Below are 18,218 nucleotides of genomic sequence, written 5' to 3' on the forward strand. Positions count from 1 at the left end.
CGACAAGGGCTGATCATGAATCCAGCAGGGGCCGCGAATGCGGCTGCATCGGTGGACTTGCCGGCGGGGTTCGCTTGCCATGTGGGCAATATCGGCATCAAGGACGGCACCGACGATGTGATGGTGCTGGCGGCTGATCGGGTGGCGGCCGCAGCCGGTGTGTTTACCAAGAGTCTTTTCTCGGGGGCCAGCGTGCGTCGCAGTCAGGCCAACGTTGCCGACGGGCGAGTGCAGGCTGTGGTGGTCATATCGAAGAACTCGAACGTGGCAACTGGCGCGCAGGGTGAGCGAGACGCAGCGAACCTCGCGAATCGGGTCGCGGAACTGGTGGGTTGCGAGCCCGGCCAAGTGTTGGTCGGCTCCACCGGCTTGATCGGCGTGCCCTACCCCGAAGGCAAGATCGACACGTACTTCGACCGGTTGATCGCAGGCTCAGAACCAGCGCTCGACAGCAACGATGCCGTTGCCGCTGCGACGGCGATCATGACCACCGACACGCATCCCAAGACGGCGAGCGCCTCAGCAGGTGCCGCCACGGTGGTGGGCATCGCGAAGGGCTCGGGAATGATCGAGCCCGATATGGCCACGATGATCTCGGTGATCATCACCGATGCCGAGATCGCTCCAGAACGGCTCGACGCCATGCTGCGCCGGGTCTGCGATGTGACCTTCAACGCGCTCAGCGTCGACACCGACACATCCACCAGCGACATGGTGGTGATGCTGGCCAACGGCGCCGCGGGGCCGGTCGACGAGGCTGATCTGGAGGCCGCCCTCGGCGCCGTCAGCCTGGACCTGACACGTCAACTCGCGTTCGACGGCGAGGGAGCGGAGACCCTGATCGTGGTGTCGGCGAACGGCGCTCGTGACGACGCCCAGGCCAAGCGGGTCGCCAAGGTCATCGTGAACTCGCCGCTCGTCAAGACGGCCGTGCATGGCCGCGATCCCAACTGGGGCCGGGTCGCGATGGCGATCGGCAAGTGCAGCGACGAGACCGACATCGACCCCGACCGCGTCAGGATCCGTTTCGGCGACCAAGAGGTGTACCCCACGCCCGCGACGCCCGAAGCCCTCGCCGAGCTTGAGGCGTACTTGGCGTCGGACGAGGTGCTGATCTCGGTGGACTTGGGCATCGCGGATGGCTCGTTCACCGTGTACGGCTGCGACCTCACCGACCAGTACGTCCGCATCAACGCCGATTACACGACATGAGCCGACGCGCGCTCGTCCCTCGCCCGTGGCGCAGCCCGCGCCGACCGAACGACAACCCGTGAGCCCGCAGCTCATGAGCGCCGAGCCGATGAACCCAGGCGACGATCCGATCCTGGCGCCGCTCAACGCTGGTCAGCGGGCCGCCGTGCTGCACGGTGATGGTCCGGCGCTGGTGGTGGCCGGGGCCGGATCGGGCAAGACGCGTGTGCTCAGTCACCGCATCGCCTACCTGCTGGCCCATCGGCAGGTCAGCCCGTTCGGCCTGCTGGCCATCACCTTCACCAACAAGGCGGCGGGGGAGATGCGCGAGCGCATCGGCAGCCTCGTCGGTCCCGTGGCGCAGCGGATGTGGATCTCCACCTTCCACAGCGCCTGCGCCCGCATCCTGCGCAGCCATGCAGATGTGCTCGGCTACCCGGGCACGTTCAGCATCTACGACCAGGCCGACTCGCGGCGGCTCACCCGCTACGTGGTGCGAGACCTCGACCTCGATGCCAAGCGATTCAACGAGCGCGCCGTGCACGCGGCGATCTCGACGCTGAAGAACCAGCTCACCACGCCGCCGCAGGCTGCGGAGCGGGCCGAGTCGCCCGATGGCGGCGGGCCGTTCAACCGTGAAGTGGCCCGCGTCTACTCCGAGTACCAGAAGCGGCTGCGGCGCGCCGGCGCCATGGACTTCGACGACCTGCTGATGCTGGGCGTGGAGCTGCTCAGTGCCCATGACGAGGTGGCCGAGCATTTCCGGCAGCGCTTCGAGCACATCCTCGTCGACGAGTACCAAGACACGAACCTGGCGCAGGTGCGCCTGATCGGCCTGCTGAGCGGGCCCGCCCAGAACGTCTTCGTGGTCGGCGACTCCGACCAGTCGATCTACGCGTTCCGGGGTGCCGACATCACCAACATCCTGGAGTTCGGCGCCACCTTTGATGACAGCTCGACCTACGTGCTGGATCAGAACTACCGCTCCAGCCAGGCGATCCTCGATGCCGCCAACTCGGTGATCCGCAACAACTTCGGACGGCCGCCGAAGAACCTCTGGACCGATCAATCCGGCGGTGCCAAGCCGATCCGCTACCGCGGCACGAACGAGGAAGACGAGGCGCACTACGTCTGCGCGGAGCTGCGCCGCCTGCACGGCGACGGCCGGATCGACTGGTCTGACGCTGCGGTGTTCTACCGGTCCAACGCCCAGTCGCGCGTGATTGAAGAGGAGCTCGTCGCCAACGACGTGCCGTACCAGATCATCGGCGGCACTCGCTTCTACGACCGGCGCGAGATCAAGGACGCGCTGGCCTACCTGCGGGCCGCAGTCAACCCGTCTGATGAGGTGTCGCTCAAGCGGGTCGTGAACCTGCCCGCCCGCGGCATCGGCGACCGCACGATTGCCAAGCTGGACGATGCGGCCACACGGGGTGACATATCGCTTGCCGAGGTGATCGACCGTGTCGAATCGCTGGGCGTGCGCGGCACCGCCCGCGGCGGCCTGCAGCAGTTCCGCGAGCTGATGAGTCGTGCTCGGGCACGCATCGACGAGGGTCCCGCTGCCGTGCTCGAAGTGGCGCTGAACGAATCGGGCTACATCCAGGCACTGCACGACGAAGGAACCGTCGAATCCGACGGGCGGCTGGAGCACCTCGAAGAACTCGCGGGCGCCGCCGCAGAGTTCGAGTCGTGCGACGAGTTCCTGGAGCAGGTGTCGCTCGTCAGCGACGTGGACGAGATGACCGATGCCTCTCAGGTCTCGCTGATGACGCTGCACTCCGCCAAGGGGCTCGAGTTCGACATCGTGTTCGTGACCGGCATGGAAGACGGCATCTTCCCGCACCACCGCTCGATGACCGATCCATACGAGCTGGAGGAAGAGCGCCGTCTGGCGTACGTCGGCATCACCCGGGCCCGCAAGCAGCTCTACCTGACCCACTCATGGAGCCGGATGCTGCACGGCCAGACCAGCTACAACCCGCCCAGCCGATTCATCGACGAGATCCCGGCGGACCTGCTGGACGACCGCTCCGACGACACCCAGCGGCTCGGCAGCTCGTGGCGTCCGGTCACCAGCGACTGGGGTGCCAATCGACGGGCCAGCGAACCCAGCGAGTACAGCCAACTCAGCGAGACGGAGCTGACCGCCCGGGGCCAGCCCCGCAGCGATCCCGCGCGCCACGACGACAGCGCGGCGAAGGGTCGCGAGTCTCGCCGGGAGGAGGCCCGCCGCCGGGTGGCCGCCCGGATGGGCGAGCCGAAGCCGGCCCCCTCGGCCGACCTCGGGTACGGCGTCGGCGATGACGTGCTGCATGACCGTTTCGGTGCCGGCGTCGTGCAGGACGTACGGCCCGACGGCGACGACTGGGAGGTCACCGTCCACTTCGCCGACCTCGGCAACAAGACCCTCGTCGCCAGCTTCGCCAACCTCCGCCGCGTCCGCACCTAGAGGCCTGGAGCTCCCAAGAGTCTTCACAGCGGGCGGCAGGGCTCGGCTCCTATGCTCCCCGCCGTGGATCTCTTCGAATATCAGGGCAAGCAGTTCTTCAAGGGCTACGGCATGCCGGTATCCGACGGCGAAGTCGCCTTCAGCGTCGACGAAGCAGTGGCCGCCGCGGAGCGCTTGGGCACGCCGGTGATGGTGAAGGCGCAGGTGCACACCGGCGGGCGCGGCAAGGCGGGAGGCGTGAAGTTCGCCGCCTCCGTCGACGACGTGCAGAACCACGCGTCCAACATCCTGGGACTCGACATCAACGGCCACATCGTGCGACGGCTGTGGATCGAGAAGGCGTCAGACATCTCCGAGGAGTACTACGCCAGCTTCACGCTGGACCGCTCGGCCAAGAAGCATCTCGGGATGCTGTCGGCCGAAGGGGGAGTGGAGATCGAGACCGTGGCGGCCGAGAATCCCGACGCCATCAGCAAGGTGCTCGTGGACCCCGCCGAGGGACTCACCGAAGAGGCTGCCCGGGCGTGGGTGGAGGGCGCCAACCTCAACCCCGCCGCCACCGATCAGGCCGTCGAGATCCTGCGCAAGCTCTATGTGGCTTACACCGAGGGCGACGCCGACCTCGTCGAGATCAACCCGCTGATCCTCACGCCCGAGGGCCGGGTGCATGTGCTCGACGCCAAGGTGACCCTCGACGCGAACGCCGTGTTCCGCCACGAGGACTACACGCAGTACGACGAGACCCAGCCCCGTGACGAGCGTGAAGAAGCGGCGCACGCCAAGGGCCTGCAGTACGTGGGCCTGGCGGGCAGCGTGGGCGTGATCGCCAACGGCGCCGGGCTGGCCATGAGCACCGTCGACGTGGTGAACCAGGTGGGCGGCAAGCCCGCCAACTTCCTCGACATCGGCGGCGGCGCCAACGCCCAGGTGATGGCCAATGCGCTCGAGGTCATCAACAACGACCCCGACGTGCGGGCCATCTTCATCAACATCTTCGGCGGGATCACCCGCGGCGAGGAAGTGGCCAACGGCATCATCGGGGCGCTCGACGCCGTCGACATCGAAGCGCCGATCGTGCTGCGCCTCGACGGCACGAATGCCGCGGAGGGGCGCGAGATCCTCGCACCGCACCTCAACGAGAAGCTGGTGATGGAACCGACCATGCTCGACGCTGCCCGTCGAGCCGTCGCGATGGCCGCGGCCTGATCAGGGGAGCCTCAGGACATGAGCATTTTCGTCAACTCCGACACCAAGGTCGTCTACCAGGGCCTCACCGGCTCCCAAGGCCGGTACTACGGCATGCTGAACCGCGACTACGGCACCAGCGTGGTGGCGGGCACCAACCCCCGCAAGGCCGGCACCGACGTGGAAGGCGTGCCGGTGTTCGCCAACTGCACCGAGGCGGTCGCGGCCACGGGCGCCAATGCCTCCTGCATCTTCATCCCCGCGCCCGGTGTGTTCGACGCCGTGATGGATGCCGCCGAAGCGGGCATCGAGTTCGTCGCCTGCATCACCGAGGGCGTGCCGGCCCACGACGAGGCCCGCTTCTTCAACATGCTCAAGCGCGACTATCCCCACGTTCGGCTGCTGGGCCCGAACTGCCCGGGCATCATCACGCCGGGCGAGTGCAACATCGGCATCACCGCGGGCCACATCGCCAAGCCGGGCGGCCCGGTGGGCATCGTCAGCCGGTCGGGCACGCTGACCTACCAGGCGCTGTACGAGCTGCAGCAGAAGGACATCGGCGTCACGACCTGTGTGGGCATCGGTGGCGACCCGGTGCCGGGCACCTCGTTCATCGACTGCCTCGAAGCATTCGAAGCCGATCCCGACACCAAGGCCGTGATGATGATCGGCGAGATCGGCGGCTCAGCCGAGGAAGAGGCCGCTGCGTTCATCAAGGACAACATGTCCAAGCCGGTGTCGAGCTACATCGCCGGGGTGACTGCGCCTCCGGGCAAGAAGATGGGCCACGCTGGTGCCATCGTCTCGGGGGGCAAGGGCACTGCTGCGGCCAAGATGGATGCGCTGCGCGATGCTGGCGTGCGCGTGGGCCTGAACCCCACCGAGGCCGGCGAGCTCATGGCGGAGATCGTCGCCGAGCTGTAGTCACACTGGCGTAGATCTCGAGCAGCCGTGCGGCGTGGGCTTGAGGGCTGAACGGTGCCGGCGCCGCAGTGCTTGATGACGCCGAGACAGCAAGGTCTGATTGCAGGGCCTTGTTGAGCGCCTCCGCCAGAGCGTCAGCGTTGCCGGGTGGGGCCAAGCAGCCGTTCACGCCCTCGTGGATGAATTGGGGCGCGGCGCCTACGGCGGTGGCGACCACGGGTCGGCCTGCGGTTAGAGCCTCGGCGGTGATCATGCCGAAACCTTCGCGGCGGCTCGGCACGCACACGAGACGGGCCCGCTGGTACCAGCTGCCAATCTCGCGGGGGGGCACGGCACCGGCGAACTCCACGTTGACGCCGCGCCGGAGTGCCAGCGCTTCGAGCAGCGTCCGGTCGGGGCCGTCGCCGACGATGACCAGCTCGGGTTGTGCGGCTGGCGGCATGAGCGCCACGGCTTGGATGAGTACGTCGAACCCCTTCTCGGCCATGAGGCGGCCGATGCCGATCACCGGACCGTCGGCGGGTGCCGGCGTTGGCGTTCCGAGCCGGTCGGTGCCCACCGGCATCGACACGACCTGCAGCAGCGGCCCAGTGGTGCGTTGAGCCGGTTCGGCGTCCTGCGGGGGGTGCAGGCCGTGGGGTCGTCGTACCAGCGATGACGCCCAGCGCCGCAGGTCCTCGGAGACCGTCGCCACGGCGCTTGTGCGGCGCAGTGCCCGGCGTGCCAGCCATCGGTGGACGGCATTGGTGGTGACCGCGGCGTCGGAGCCGTGGATGTGCACCACGCTGGCCGTCCGCCGTCCCGCAAGGGCAGCGGCTGCAACGGCCACCAGTCCGCAGGGAAACCACCAGTGGCCGTGTATGACGGCGCCGTCACCCGAGCGGCGACGTGCCTGGCGTGCTGCGGCCAGCGTCAGCCGGGCGATCATCGGGATGACCCACAGCGCTGACAATCCGGAGAAGACCCGGTAGCTCTCGCCCAGCGCCACCCGTGCTTCGATCCGGCGGGGGGCGAAGCGCACTCTGTGCACCTCGATGTCGCCCATCACGTGGCGGCGCGGCGCATCGGGGTGAGCGGGGCACACCACCGTCACCTCGGCACCTGCACCGGCCAGCGCTCGTGCGTGATCGAGCAGGAAGGGCTTGTGGTGATCGTCCAGCGACGTCGGAAACCCCGGTGCAACCAACACCACACGCACCCGCCCAGTCTCGCAGCGGTCCTGCTTGGAGCCGTTCCGTCGACGCTCCGGATGGCTCGCCGGGACCCCGGTACGCTCGGCGGGATGCCGGCCGGGTGCCAGATGTGCCGGGAACGCCGGACCTGGCTGATGCGCAGCATCACGAGGGTGCAGCCGTGAGCGGATCGAACAGCAGCATCGCCGAACGGCAGCGATCCGGCACTGCCGTGAGGTGGACGCTGGGCTTGGCGACTGCGGCGATGATCGTCTGGCTGGCCGTCCGCTACTGGGACGACCTGCGCCAGATCGACCTACAGGTGGATGCCATCGGGCTGGTGGCCGCTGTCATCGTGTCGATGACCGCCACCTGGTGCCTGGCACTCGGATGGCGGGAGCTCATCGGCGGCTACGGCACGCCGCTGGCGCAAGGCCCGGCGCTGCGCATCTGGATGCTGTCCCAGGCAACGCGCTACCTGCCGAGCGGGCTGGTGCCAGTGGTCGCCCGAGCCGGCCTGGCCGCCCCGCTCGGCGTGAACCGGGCCGCAGCCGGCGCTTCGGTGATCGTGGAGACCGCCACGCTGGTGGGCTGGTCGGCAGTCTTCGCTGCGCTGTGGGCACCGGCCGACTGGCTGGGCACCGCGGGGGGCTGGCTCGCACGCATCGTGATCGGCGTCGGCGCAGCCGCCGGCCTGGTGACGCTGCCGTGGACACTGGCGGGCGCCGGGGGGTGGTGGCGCCGCATCGACGGACTGATGCAGCGGGTGGTCGTGCTGCGATGGCTGTCGGGGCGGATGCAGACCGACGCGCTCAACGCCGAGCGGCCAGCCGTGTGGCGGGCCGCGTTCATCTACGGACTGGCAGTGGCGCAGCGTCTCATGGCCTCGGTATTGCTGGCCGCTGCGCTGCTTGCCGCCGGCGGCGCTGACATCTGGTTGATTGCCGGGGCGACCGCGGCAGGCATCGTCGTGGGCATGGTCGGCATCACTCCGGCAGGGCTCGGCGTGCGCGAGGTCGTGGTTGCGGCACTGCTGGCCGAGCGCTTCGGGGTCGGCGATGCCGCGGCATTCGCCATTGCAGTGCGGGTGCTGGAGTTCGCCCATGAACTGGTGATGCTCCCGCTCGCGGCCGCGGCCGGTCGACGGCGTGGCTCCGATCATGCCGAACCGTCGTGAGGCGGCGACGCGCACGACGAGCTGATCCTGTACGAATGGACACAGGCGGCCGATGCCAATGCCGAACGGAGTCACGCCATGCCGGAGCCATCGTCGGAGGTCCACCCCGAGGAGAACTACGAAGACGTCACGGTGTACGACCTCGACGCCGACGTCGAGGAACAGCTGCTCCTCGCGCACAACGAGTGCACGTTCATCTGGGCGAACCGCGAGGGCTGGCCCGTCGGCGTGATCATGTCGTACGTCTGGCGCGACGGCCGCTTCTGGCTGACAGCGTCGAGCCAGCGAGCGCGCATCAGTGCTGTGCGACGTGATCCACGGGTGTGCGTCGTGGTCACCAGCACCGGCTCACCGATGCCGCGCAACAAGGCGATCACATGGAAGGGCACGTGCACGGTCCACGACGACGCCGAAACCAAGGCGTGGTTCTACCCGGCGCTCGCTGCGGCGCTCTGGCCGGGCAACGAAGCGGGCCAGGCCGCGTTCGTCTCGTTCTTGGACTCGCCCAGGCGGGTGATCCTCGAGGTGGAGCCGACCCAGCGCATCGGATATGACGGCTCGAAGATGGCCAAGGCCACGGCCGACTGGCTCGCCTCGCGCAGCGACTGAGCCCCCCGCGAACTAGCGCTGACTGTGCTGTTGCTTCCAGCTAACGCTGACTGTGTTTGTTGCTTCCAGCTAGCGCTGACTGTGTTTGTTGCTTCCAGCTAGCGCTGACTGTGTTTGTTGCTTCCAGCTAGCGCTGGAAGGACACCTCAGCACCAGCGAAGAGTTGGGCGAAGTCGTCGTCGGTCTCTGCGGCCACGAGGCGATCGACCCAGCCGTGGAAGCGCTGACCGCCGGCCTCGTTGCGACCGAAGAAGAACTCGGTCTTGGCCCCGGTCTTCACCGCCCGCTGGATCCGGTTGCCGTTGTAGTAGTCCTCGTCGCGCACCACGTGCAGCAGGAAGGCCTTCTGAGCCTCGATGAGCCCGTCGAGCTGCTCGGAGAGCTCGAATGTGGCCAGGAAGTGCTGGACCGTGCGGGACGTGTCGGGAGTGTCGCCGGGAAACAGCGTCGAGATCATGTACATCCGCCCGCCGCCAGGCACCCCGTCGGCGCCTACATGGAAGCCGGCGACCGAGGTGTGCGGGAAGATCGTCCATACGCCGTCGGTCAGCAGGTCGGCGGGCCAGTCGTCTTCGGGAAGATTGTCGAGCGCCAGGAACCGCCGGTCGGGTGAGGTCACCCGCTGGTGCGGACCCCACGCGTCGTAGATGGCCTTGTTGGAGTAGCCGGGCCCGAACGACTCCCGGTGCAGGATCGGCAGGTGATAGAAGTCGAGATAGCCGTCGTAGGCCACCTTCCAGTTCGGGCCGTCGACGCTCTGGCTGCCCACGTAGGCACAGTTCGCGAACTCGTGATGGGCCAGCATCTGGCCGTAGCCGCAGAGGTAGGCGTCGATGTCGAAGGGCGCCTCCGGCGTCAAGGCGCCGAAGACGATGCCGGCTCGCTCGGCGACGGGCAGCGGCGTGAGGCCATGACCGTCGGGGTCGAGGTCGCCGAATTCCTCACGGTCGAGGATCCCAACCAGCCGGCCCTCGCTGTCATAGCTCCACGCGTGGTACGGGCAGGTGAAGCGCCGTGCCCTGCCGGTTCCCTCCGGCACGACGATCGAGCCGCGGTGGCTGCACATGTTCACGAACGAGCGCATCTGGCCGTCGGCGCCCCGTGACAGCAGGACGGGCACGCCCGCGACCTCCAGCGCCTTGTAGTTGCCGGGCTCGGGCAGTTCGCAGGTGAAGCCCAGCGCCAGGGGAGTGCGCTTGAACACCCGCGCCATCTCGAGTTTCCAGCGATCGGAGTCGTAGTAGTTGGCCGCCGGCACCCGTCCGATGTCGCCGGCCAGCGGCACCGTTTCCGCGCGGGCGTGCTGGAGCGTCCTGCGTGTGAGTTCGACAAGCGTCTCGCGGCTCATCCCGGCACCCCCTGCGCGAGTATGGCCGGGTTCGGGAGGTCAATCCGATGATCGACTACCAGCGGCTCTTTCACACGGGGATCCGGGTGCCAAACCTCGATGCGGCGATGGCAGAGATGGGCGAGACGCTGGGCGTGAGCTGGGCGTCGGTGCAGCACAACGCGGCGCAGCAGGTGTGGACGCCGCAGCAGGGCCTCCAATCGGTCGAGCTGACCTTCACCTACTCGTGCGAAGGGCCCCAGCATCTCGAGTTGCTGGCTGGCCAACCGGGCACCATCTGGGACGGCTCGGACGATCCGGGCGTCCATCACGTGGGCGTGTGGGTCGACGACGTGGCTGCGGAAACCGAACACTGCCTGCAGGCCGGCTGGCACGTTGCCGCAGCGGCCGCGCCGCCCGACGACCGCTACGGCGTGTTCTCCTACGTCGTGCCCCCGAGCGGACCGATAGTCGAGCTGGTCTGGTCGGCGATCGAGCCGCGCTTCGAATCGTGGTGGTCAGGCGGAAGGCTCGGCAGCGAGCGCGACTGAAAGCTCAGCCACCGCACCCGTCGAGCGATCGAGCTTCGGCCCCAGCCATGCGAAGTAGTGCTGGTAGAAGTGCCGGATCTTGGTTTCCTGGTAGGAGGCGAAGATCACCTCCTGCTGCTCCTGGGCTCTCAGGCCCTGCTGCACCAGCGGCAGGTTGAGCGAGTCCTGCTGGAAGATCTTGGACAGCGGCCCCAGCTCGGGCGCCAGCGTCCAGTCGTCGTCGAAGCCGAGGTGACGCACCTGCGCCGGTGTCGGTCGATCGGCCGGATCGGGCGGGGCCAGCGGAAACAGCATCACCTCGAAGATGCACTCCTGGGGGTTGTCGCCGTTCGGCCGGAACCGGTACATGATCGGGTTGAAGCAGCCCCACGGCGACCAGTTCGGGAACACCGAGAAGAAGATCGAGTCGATGAGCTCGGCGTCGCTGACAGCCTCGACGTCGACGGCGTCGCCCACCTGCCGTTGCACCTGAGCCCGCTTGCGGTCCGCCAGCCAGCCGCGCACGTTGGTCACCTCCGGCGGCGCATGGGGCGTCATCAACGGCATCTCTTCCAGGCCCGGTGGCAGTGGGCCGCCAATCCACTTGCACAGGTGCGGGTCGGCCTGGGTCTGCGCACCGTCGATGTGGTTGCCGTGCTCGTCGAAGGTGCTGACGTTGCCGTCCAGGTCGGTGACGGCCACCTGCCCATCGGCGTCGCGCTCGTAGATGTGGCCGCTCAGCGGATGCCGCCAGCGGCCGTACTCCTTGCCGTCGTCGATGCGCTCCCAGCGGGGCTGCCCGTCGAGATGCGGGCTGGGCACGCCGGTGGCGGTCATCGCCCGGCTGTAGTTGCCGAAGGTGTCGTAGCGGCTGTTGGCGTCGCCGAGCGATTCCATCAGCGTGGGATGGGTCGCCACCACGTGGTAGCTCTCCATGAAGGCCTCTTGGCAGGTCTTCCAGTTCATCGGCATGAGCTTGGAGACGTGTGCCGCCTTGTACCGGCGCTCGAACGGCACGAATTCGAAGTGGTCGGCGAGGTCGCCCAGGTAGTCGGCCAGCGGCGCGGCATCGCAGTCGGGGTTGATGAACACGAACCCGTGCCAAGTGTCGACCAGAGCCTCGGGCAGCCCGTAGTCGGCCATGTCCACATCGGGAAAGTCCCACTGGCAGGGGATCTCCCGCAGCGAGCCGTTGAGCTCCCAGCACCAGCCGTGGAAGGGGCAGCGAAGGCTGGACGCGCCCCGCCCGTGGTGCTCGCGCAGCTTGCGGCCCCGGTGCAGGCAGGCGTTGCGGTAGGCCTTGATCTGGTCGGGTGCGGTGCGGACAATCAGGAACGACAGGTGCGCGATGTCATAGACGTGGTAGTCGCCGACCTCGGGAATCTCCTCGGCGAGGCAGGCGAGCTGCCACACGCGGCTCCACAGCCGCTCGACTTCCAGGTCATGAACGTCGTGCGCGTAGTACACCCGGGCCGGCACGCGTGTATTGCCCGGTGTGTGCTCGCCGACTCGCCGCAGCACCTCCGACACCGGGTGCGTGTCGTTGTCGAACAGCTCGTCGTAGCTGATCCCAGCCGAGCGGTCGGTGCCCGTCAGCGTTTCGGTCATGGGTGCAAGCTAGATGCTGAAACCTGGGCCTGAGCGTGCCGTCGGCACGATGCGCGAGCGATCCGGTGCTGGCGGCGGCAGGCTGTAGCGGTGCCGCACCGGGACATGATCGTGATCGGGGCCGGTCCCGCCGGTGCGGCGGCGGCCATGCGTGCTGCCGGTGCCGGCATCAAGGTGACGGCGTTCGAGAAGGCTCCTGCCGGGCGCGACAAGGTCTGCGGTGACGGCCTGACGCCGCGGGCGGTGGCAGCGCTGGACGAGCTGGGCGTGTCGCTGGACGAGGCGCACCGCATCGCGGGGCTGCGGATGATCGCCGGACGGCAAGTGCGCGAGCTGGACTGGCCGGCCAACGGGCAGTTCGGCCCCTACGGCGCGGTGTGGCCCCGCCGCCGCCTCGACAGCGCGCTGTGCGACGGCGCGGCCACCGCCGGCGCTGAGCTGTGCTTCGGCACGGAGGCGCTGCCGATCATCGACGACGGTCGGGCGGTGGGCGTGACTGCCGGGGGCGAACGCTGGACCGCTGACTTGGTGGTGCTGGCCGCCGGTGCCCAGGGCCAGGCCGCCCGGATGCTGGGCGCCCTGCGCGATCCCGACGAGCCGTTCGGCCTGGCCATCCGCACCTATGCCGAGACGCCACGCCACGCCGAGGGGTACCTCGAAGCCTGCTTGACGCTGCGTGATGCCGAGGGCACTGCGGTGCCCGGCTACGGGTGGCTATTCCCCGCCGGCGATGGCACGGTCAACATCGGCGTCGGGGCGCTCAACACCATGAAGGGCTTCGCCAGCCTGAACCTGAACCGGCTCTGCGACAGCTACCGCGACCTGGTGGCCGAGAGCTGGCAGCTCGGCCCGTATCTGGAGCGGCCGCGGGCGTGGCGCCTGCCTATGAGCGCTACCAAGCGGCACGGTCCCGGCTGGGTGGCCATCGGCGATGCGGCGGGGCTGATCAACCCGATGAACGGCGAGGGAATCGACTACGGCCTCGAGACCGGGATCCTGGTGGCCGACCTGTTCGCAGAGGACCCGTCCGCGGTTGCCGACACCTACGACCGCATCGTCGCCGAGAAGTTCGACGCCTTCCTGCGGACGGGCCGGCGGTTCTCGTTCCTCATCGGCCACCCCCGCATCCTGCGTGCCGGCCTGCGACTGGCGGTCGGCACCGACGCCATCGCCCGCCTCACCCTGCAAGTCATGGGCAACCTCATCGACAACGAGACCCCCGGCACGCCCGGCCGCGTGCTCAATGCCGCCGACCGCGCCCTCGCTGCAGCCTCGCCCACCCTGCGACGCGTGCACAAACGCCGTACATCCCGCGCCCGCAAAGCGACCTCCCAAGACGCGTGCTGAAGCCCGAGCTTGGACCCGGCATCTCTGGCGCCCTGACTGATGGCCGTCGGTCCGATCAGCTAGCGCTCCCGTCCAGCCTCGACTGAGGACGCCTGACGGCAAGAGCCCTAGCACAGCGCCACTACGGTGGCAGCCCGTGACTGCGGTGCTATTGGACGGCCTGGCGCTGGCCGAACAGATCAAGGACGACCTGCGAGAACGGATTGCGGCCGAGGGTCTGCAGCCGGGGCTCGGCACGATCCTCGTCGGCGACGACCCGGCATCGCACAGCTACGTGGGAGCGAAGATCCGCGACTGCGGCGAGGTGGGCATCTCCTCGATCCACGAGGAGCTCCCTGCCGACATCACCCAGGCGGAGCTGGACGCGGTGATCGAGCGCTTCAACGATGATCCCGCCGTGCACGCGTACATCGTCCAGCTGCCGCTGCCCCGCCAGCTCGACGAGGAAGCGGCGCTGCTGGCTATCGATCCCGACAAGGACGCCGACGGCCTGCACCCAGTGAACTTGGGCCGCCTCGTGATGGGCGTGGACGGTCCGCTGCCGTGCACACCTCGGGGCATCCAGGTGATGCTTGAGCACTACGGCGTGCCGGTGGAAGGGCGCCATGTGGTGGTGGTGGGCCGTGGCCTCACGATTGGCCGGCCGATGGCGCTGCTGATGGCGCTGAAGCGGCCGGTGGCGAATGCGGCGGTGACCGTGATGCACACCGGCGTTGCAGATCTGGGCGCCTATACCCGCGAGGCCGACATCGTCATCGCCGCGGCCGGCGTGCCCGGCCTCATCACGCCCGACATGGTGAAGCCCGGTGCGGCGGTGGTCGGCGGCGGCATCACCCGCCAGGGCCGCAAGATCCTGTCCGACGTGGACGAGTCGGTCGGCGAGGTGGCCGGCTGGGTGACTCCCCGTCTCGGCGGCGTCGGTCCGATGACCCGGGCCATGCTGCTGGCCAACACCGTCGACGCCGCAGCCGCAGCCGCCTGAGCCACAGCGGTGATTCGGCGGTCGAGGGGGCGGTGGCTCGCGGCGTCTGTGTCGCGACGCGCTCTCTATCCGTCGGGGTAGAGCAGCCACAGCAATGACAGCGCCACCCAGGAAGAGACGATCAGCCAATACGTGACGGGATCGCCTCGCCGGGTGACGCGCTGTATGAAGCTGCTCTCGCCCGTAAAGATGTCGTAGGCGGCCCAGCCCAAGAACAGCACCGACCACATCCAGTACTGCCCGGAGAACGTCAGCACCCACAGGGCGGCCAGCCCGGCCCACGTCATCCAAGGACGCCGGAGGCGGGTCGCTGGCGGATCGTCCCAGCTCTGGATCATCGGTTCTCTCCTGTGTCGGGGGCCGTGTGCACAGCCGGCGGTTCCGCGCCGTTGAGGCGCCAGTTGAGGTAGCGCCCGAAATCGGCGACGACCCGTTCGATGGGAACGAGCGGGCCGGGAGCGAAATCCCCGATCGCACCACGCTGCCCTCGCTCGCAGATCGCTTTGTCTTCGGGCAGGAAGTCGGGCAGTCCGTATGCGGCGCTGGCTGTCCAGCGGCTGAACCAGTTCGCGATCCGGCTCCGGCTGCGAGGGCGCGCGCCCGATGCCGTGCCCCAGGCAGCGCCGGTTCTCACGGCGCATCGTTCGGCATCGATGGGGTGGACGGCCTGCCAGAAGAACGCGCCCGAGTTGAACACGCCGACAAACCCGGGCGGCAGGCTGATCAGCAGGTAATCGTCGCCGGAGGCAGTCGAGCCGCCCGTGGCGGTCGCCCGAGCCGAACCGGCGATGTAGTAGGCCCCTTTGGTGGGCGAGAACGGCTCGAGCGTCTCGGGATGCACCCGGAACAGGTGGTAGCTCTCCATCGCATTGAGGATCGCGAGCTTCCAGTTGCAGGCCCATTCCTGCGTTTCTTGCTGTTCTGACCGGTGTGCCACGGCGTCGAGGCCGTGTGCGGCGACGTACGGCTCCACCGCGGCGAAGCGCTCGACGAGCGGCTCGACATCGGGGTTCAGGCTGACGAAGATCAGGCCGTGCCACGACTCCACCCGGTAGGTCGGCAGGCAGTGCGCCGAGCGATCGACGGCATCTCGCGGTGCGTGCGGCACCGACAGCAGCCGCCCGCCGTCGTCGTAGGTCCATGCGTGGTACGGGCACTGGATCCGTTTGCTGTTGGCCGGCCGGTCGACCAGCAGCGTGCCCCGATGGGCGCACAGGTTCGACAGCGCAGCGAGGTCGCCGTTCTGCTGGCGGATGAGCAGCACCGGCTGCCTGCCGACGATCACCGGCAACTGGTCGCCGGGATTGGGCACGGCATCGGCGGTGGTGACGAACACCCAGTCGCTGTGCCAGATCGCGTCCAGCTCCGCGGCAAGGATCGCCGGGTCTCGAAAGGCGACATGGGGCAGTGCCGAATCGGGGTCGAACACCATCTGGCCGAGGCTCATTCGAGCAGCATAGGCCGAATGCCGCAAGATATCAACGGTCGTTGATAATCTACGGCATCAGAGCGAGGAGTCAGCATTGAGCGAGCACGCAGCGGAGCCGCACATCTCGCTCCCGACCCGCGCGCTGGTGCTGTCGACTGTCGGTACCGACGGCGCGTTGTACGCCGAGCCGATCTTCGTGATGTCGGCCTTGCTCGGCCACAGCGACAAAGCCGTGCGTGACTGCCTCGCTCGGCTCGCCAACGAGGGGCTCCTTGTTCGCGATGCGGGGCGGGGCCGCGGCGCCAGCTACCGGGTGACTGCTGCGGGCCGAGCGGCCATCGAGAGCGACATTGGCTGGGCCGCTTACGCGCATCGCGTCGATGCAGGCCTCGAACCCTGGGATGGATGGTGGCATCTCACGGCATTCGAAGTGCCCGAGCGGCGCCGAGCTGCCCGCGATGCCCTGCGTCGCTTGCTCGTCGAGCTCGGTGCTGCACCGATCCAGTCGGGGCTGTACGTGCACCCGCACGACCTCTTCGATCTGGTGTCCCAGCTGGCCGAGCATCTCGAAGTGCCTGATGCGGTGCGCAGCTTCGTCACGCCGTCGATCCGCACAGGCCTCGTCGCGGCTCAGGGCGGCGAGCCCACAGATGACGATCCGGCAGAGTTCGCGAAACGTATCTGGCCCCTCGATGAGCTTGCCGATCGCTACGGCGTACTCGAACGCAAGCTCGCATCCATCGAAGCCGATGCCGACCGGCTCGGCGGCGAACAGCTCGCCGCTGCCATGTTCGCTGCCGCATCAGAAACTGAGGCAGTCCATCGCGACGACCCGCTGTTGCCCGCCCAAGCACTGCCCGCCGACTGGGCGGGAAGCCGGGCGCGCCGGGCGTTCATGGCCGCTCACGCCGCAGTGAGCGCCCGCAGCGAGCTCTACCGCAATTCGCACTCGATGTCGTCATTCGTCGCCGAGATCGTCCGGTCGCTCGATGAGACTTCCGAGAAGTTCTGGCAGCGCTGGTGGCCCAGATTCCTCGATGCCTACCGGGCCAAGCTTCCCCCGGCCGCTACCGGCCTGGCACAGCGAGACTGACCGGCATAGAGCGGGGTGCAGAGGGACAGATGCTGCGCTAGAAACGCACGCGGCCGGGGCGGGTGCCCGGCGCGTCGAATCAGGAGAGTGCAGTGAACGATCCCGTACGTGTTGCGGTGACCGGTGCAGCGGGCCAGATCGGCTACAGCCTGCTGTTCCGGATCGCATCGGGGGCCATGCTCGGCCCCGACCAGCCCGTCGAGCTGCGGATGCTGGAGATCCCCCCCGCAATGGGCGCGCTCGACGGCGTGATGATGGAGCTCGACGACTGCGCGTTTCCGCTGCTGGCGTCGCGCACCGGCACGTCCGACCCCAACGAAGCCTTCGAGGGTGCCGACTACGCGCTGATGGTGGGCTCGATGCCCCGCAAGGCCGGCATGGAGCGCAGCGACCTGCTCGAGGCCAACGGCGGAATCTTCACTACCCAGGGCAAGGCGCTCAGCGATTCGGCCAACCCCTCGGTGCGGGTGCTGGTAGTGGGTAACCCGGCCAACACCAACTGCCTCATCGCCATGCGCAATGCGCCGGGCATCGCCGACGGGCAGTTCACCGCCATGACCCGGCTCGACCACAACCGGGCCGTCGCCCAGCTCGCCGCCAAGGCCGGCGTGTCGGTGAACGACGTGACCCGCATGACCATCTGGGGGAACCACTCCGCCACCCAGTACCCCGACATCTTCCACGCGGAGGTCGGCGGCCACAACGCAGCGGCCCTGGTCGACGACCAGGCGTGGCTGGAGGACGACTTCATCCCCACCGTGCAGCAGCGTGGTGCCGCGATCATCAACGCCCGCGGCGCCTCCTCGGCAGCCTCGGCAGCCTCGGCGGCCGTGGATCACATGCGCGATTGGTCTTCGGACACACCGGGCGGCGACTGGGTGTCGATGGGCATCCCGTCCACCGGCGACTACGGCGCCCCCGAAGGCATCATCACCTCGTACCCGGTCACCGTCTCAGGCGGCCAGTACCACGTGGTGACCGGCCTCGAGCTCGACGGCTTCAGCCGCTCCCGCATCGAGGCCTCCTGGGCCGAATTGGTCGACGAGCGCGACACCGTCGGAAGCATGGGCCTCCTCGGCTGACCCGACAGTCGCCACTGATCACCGGACGTTGCGCCGTCGGACGACTCGACGTCACGCACACGGAACGAACCCAGATTGAAGACCGGACAGCCAGCCTGCTCGCATTGGAC

The 18,218-nt window shown here is 68.3% G+C and carries 16 protein-coding genes; 11 read left to right on the forward strand and 5 right to left on the reverse strand.

The genetic code is table 11. The features are described 5' to 3' along the window. Positions 1-15: 15 nt before the first annotated feature. From argJ to sucD, 4 genes are all read left to right on the forward strand, one after another. On the forward strand, positions 16-1,212 hold the full coding sequence (gene argJ / locus ACOGXD_RS07510) for a bifunctional glutamate N-acetyltransferase/amino-acid acetyltransferase ArgJ (protein ID WP_419917226.1): 1,197 nt from the start codon (positions 16-18) through the stop codon (positions 1,210-1,212). Positions 1,213-1,270: 58 nt separating this feature from the next. Further along, complete coding sequence (locus ACOGXD_RS07515; RefSeq protein WP_419917227.1) at positions 1,271-3,643, forward strand: ATP-dependent helicase; 2,373 nt, start codon at positions 1,271-1,273, stop codon at positions 3,641-3,643. A 63-nt stretch (positions 3,644-3,706) separates the two neighbouring features. Beyond that, positions 3,707-4,849 (forward strand): ADP-forming succinate--CoA ligase subunit beta, encoded by a 1,143-nt coding sequence (sucC, locus tag ACOGXD_RS07520; protein ID WP_419917228.1) that lies wholly within the window; start codon positions 3,707-3,709, stop codon positions 4,847-4,849. An 18-nt stretch (positions 4,850-4,867) separates the two neighbouring features. Further along, positions 4,868-5,752, forward strand: coding sequence for a succinate--CoA ligase subunit alpha (gene sucD, locus ACOGXD_RS07525; RefSeq protein ID WP_419917229.1), 885 nt, complete (start codon positions 4,868-4,870; stop codon positions 5,750-5,752). Here sucD and ACOGXD_RS07530 read toward each other — a convergent pair. Continuing rightward, positions 5,724-6,941: a glycosyltransferase family 4 protein gene (locus ACOGXD_RS07530; protein ID WP_419917230.1), complete on the reverse strand. Its 1,218-nt coding sequence runs from the start codon at positions 6,939-6,941 to the stop codon at positions 5,724-5,726. The two genes, sucD and ACOGXD_RS07530, sit on opposite strands and share 29 nt — an antisense overlap. 164 nt (positions 6,942-7,105) lie before the next feature. Here ACOGXD_RS07530 and ACOGXD_RS07535 point away from each other — a divergent pair, with 164 nt between their 5' ends. Together ACOGXD_RS07535 and ACOGXD_RS07540 are read left to right on the forward strand one after the other, a co-directional pair. Beyond that, a complete protein-coding gene (locus ACOGXD_RS07535) occupies positions 7,106-8,101 on the forward strand; it encodes a lysylphosphatidylglycerol synthase transmembrane domain-containing protein (protein ID WP_419917231.1) in 996 nt (331 codons plus the stop codon). A 78-nt stretch (positions 8,102-8,179) separates the two neighbouring features. Beyond that, positions 8,180-8,710, forward strand: a complete 531-nt coding sequence (locus ACOGXD_RS07540; RefSeq protein ID WP_419917232.1) for a pyridoxamine 5'-phosphate oxidase family protein — start codon at positions 8,180-8,182, stop codon at positions 8,708-8,710. 127 nt (positions 8,711-8,837) lie between these two features. On the opposite strand, the gene ACOGXD_RS07545 is transcribed toward ACOGXD_RS07540, so the two are convergent. After that, the gene (locus tag ACOGXD_RS07545) at positions 8,838-10,058 is read right to left on the reverse strand and encodes an aromatic ring-hydroxylating oxygenase subunit alpha (protein WP_419917233.1); all 1,221 of its coding nucleotides are present in this window, start codon (positions 10,056-10,058) and stop codon (positions 8,838-8,840) included. Positions 10,059-10,105: 47 nt separating this feature from the next. Between ACOGXD_RS07545 and ACOGXD_RS07550 the strand changes: the two genes are divergently transcribed. Beyond that, positions 10,106-10,588 (forward strand): VOC family protein, encoded by a 483-nt coding sequence (locus ACOGXD_RS07550; protein ID WP_419917234.1) that lies wholly within the window; start codon positions 10,106-10,108, stop codon positions 10,586-10,588. Here the strand turns inward: ACOGXD_RS07550 and ACOGXD_RS07555 are convergent. Beyond that, positions 10,556-12,175 carry an aromatic ring-hydroxylating oxygenase subunit alpha gene (locus ACOGXD_RS07555; RefSeq protein ID WP_419917235.1) on the reverse strand — a complete coding sequence of 540 codons (1,620 nt, stop codon included), beginning with the start codon at positions 12,173-12,175 and terminating at the stop codon, positions 10,556-10,558. The two genes, ACOGXD_RS07550 and ACOGXD_RS07555, sit on opposite strands and share 33 nt — an antisense overlap. Positions 12,176-12,265: 90 nt before the next feature. Between ACOGXD_RS07555 and ACOGXD_RS07560 the strand changes: the two genes are divergently transcribed. Continuing rightward, positions 12,266-13,522, forward strand: a complete 1,257-nt coding sequence (locus ACOGXD_RS07560) for an NAD(P)/FAD-dependent oxidoreductase (RefSeq protein ID WP_419917236.1) — start codon at positions 12,266-12,268, stop codon at positions 13,520-13,522. A gap of 136 nt (positions 13,523-13,658) precedes the next feature. Next, the gene (locus ACOGXD_RS07565; RefSeq protein WP_419917237.1) at positions 13,659-14,504 is read left to right on the forward strand and encodes a bifunctional 5,10-methylenetetrahydrofolate dehydrogenase/5,10-methenyltetrahydrofolate cyclohydrolase; all 846 of its coding nucleotides are present in this window, start codon (positions 13,659-13,661) and stop codon (positions 14,502-14,504) included. 65 nt (positions 14,505-14,569) lie between these two features. Here the strand turns inward: ACOGXD_RS07565 and ACOGXD_RS07570 are convergent, their stop codons facing one another. Beyond that, entirely contained in the window at positions 14,570-14,842 is a 273-nt protein-coding gene (locus tag ACOGXD_RS07570) for a hypothetical protein (protein ID WP_419917238.1), read from the reverse strand. After that, complete coding sequence (locus ACOGXD_RS07575) at positions 14,839-15,951, reverse strand: aromatic ring-hydroxylating oxygenase subunit alpha (RefSeq protein WP_419917239.1); 1,113 nt, start codon at positions 15,949-15,951, stop codon at positions 14,839-14,841. The genes ACOGXD_RS07570 and ACOGXD_RS07575 overlap by 4 nt, the downstream gene beginning before the upstream one ends. A 76-nt stretch (positions 15,952-16,027) precedes the next feature. On the opposite strand from ACOGXD_RS07575, the gene ACOGXD_RS07580 reads away from it, so the two are divergent. Then, positions 16,028-17,026, forward strand: a complete 999-nt coding sequence (locus ACOGXD_RS07580; RefSeq protein WP_419917240.1) for a PaaX family transcriptional regulator C-terminal domain-containing protein — start codon at positions 16,028-16,030, stop codon at positions 17,024-17,026. Between the two features lie 92 nt (positions 17,027-17,118). After that, on the forward strand, positions 17,119-18,108 hold the full coding sequence (locus ACOGXD_RS07585; RefSeq protein ID WP_419917241.1) for a malate dehydrogenase: 990 nt from the start codon (positions 17,119-17,121) through the stop codon (positions 18,106-18,108). Positions 18,109-18,218 lie beyond the last annotated feature (110 nt).

This window comes from Candidatus Poriferisodalis sp. (assembly GCF_965204125.1).
Classification (GTDB): Bacteria; Actinomycetota; Acidimicrobiia; order Acidimicrobiales; family Poriferisodalaceae; genus Poriferisodalis.

Excerpts from the sequence above, each read along its gene's own strand:
- argJ (WP_419917226.1), top strand. The coding sequence starts at position 16 with ATGAATCCAGCAGGGGCCGCGAATGCGGCTGCATCGGTGGACTTGCCG.
- sucD (WP_419917229.1), top strand. The coding sequence starts at position 4,868 with ATGAGCATTTTCGTCAACTCCGACACCAAGGTCGTCTACCAGGGCCTC.
- ACOGXD_RS07540 (WP_419917232.1), top strand. The coding sequence starts at position 8,180 with ATGCCGGAGCCATCGTCGGAGGTCCACCCCGAGGAGAACTACGAAGAC.
- ACOGXD_RS07545 (WP_419917233.1), bottom strand. The coding sequence starts at position 10,058 with ATGAGCCGCGAGACGCTTGTCGAACTCACACGCAGGACGCTCCAGCAC.
- ACOGXD_RS07550 (WP_419917234.1), top strand. The coding sequence starts at position 10,106 with ATGATCGACTACCAGCGGCTCTTTCACACGGGGATCCGGGTGCCAAAC.
- ACOGXD_RS07555 (WP_419917235.1), bottom strand. The coding sequence starts at position 12,175 with ATGACCGAAACGCTGACGGGCACCGACCGCTCGGCTGGGATCAGCTAC.
- ACOGXD_RS07570 (WP_419917238.1), bottom strand. The coding sequence starts at position 14,842 with ATGATCCAGAGCTGGGACGATCCGCCAGCGACCCGCCTCCGGCGTCCT.
- ACOGXD_RS07575 (WP_419917239.1), bottom strand. The coding sequence starts at position 15,951 with ATGAGCCTCGGCCAGATGGTGTTCGACCCCGATTCGGCACTGCCCCAT.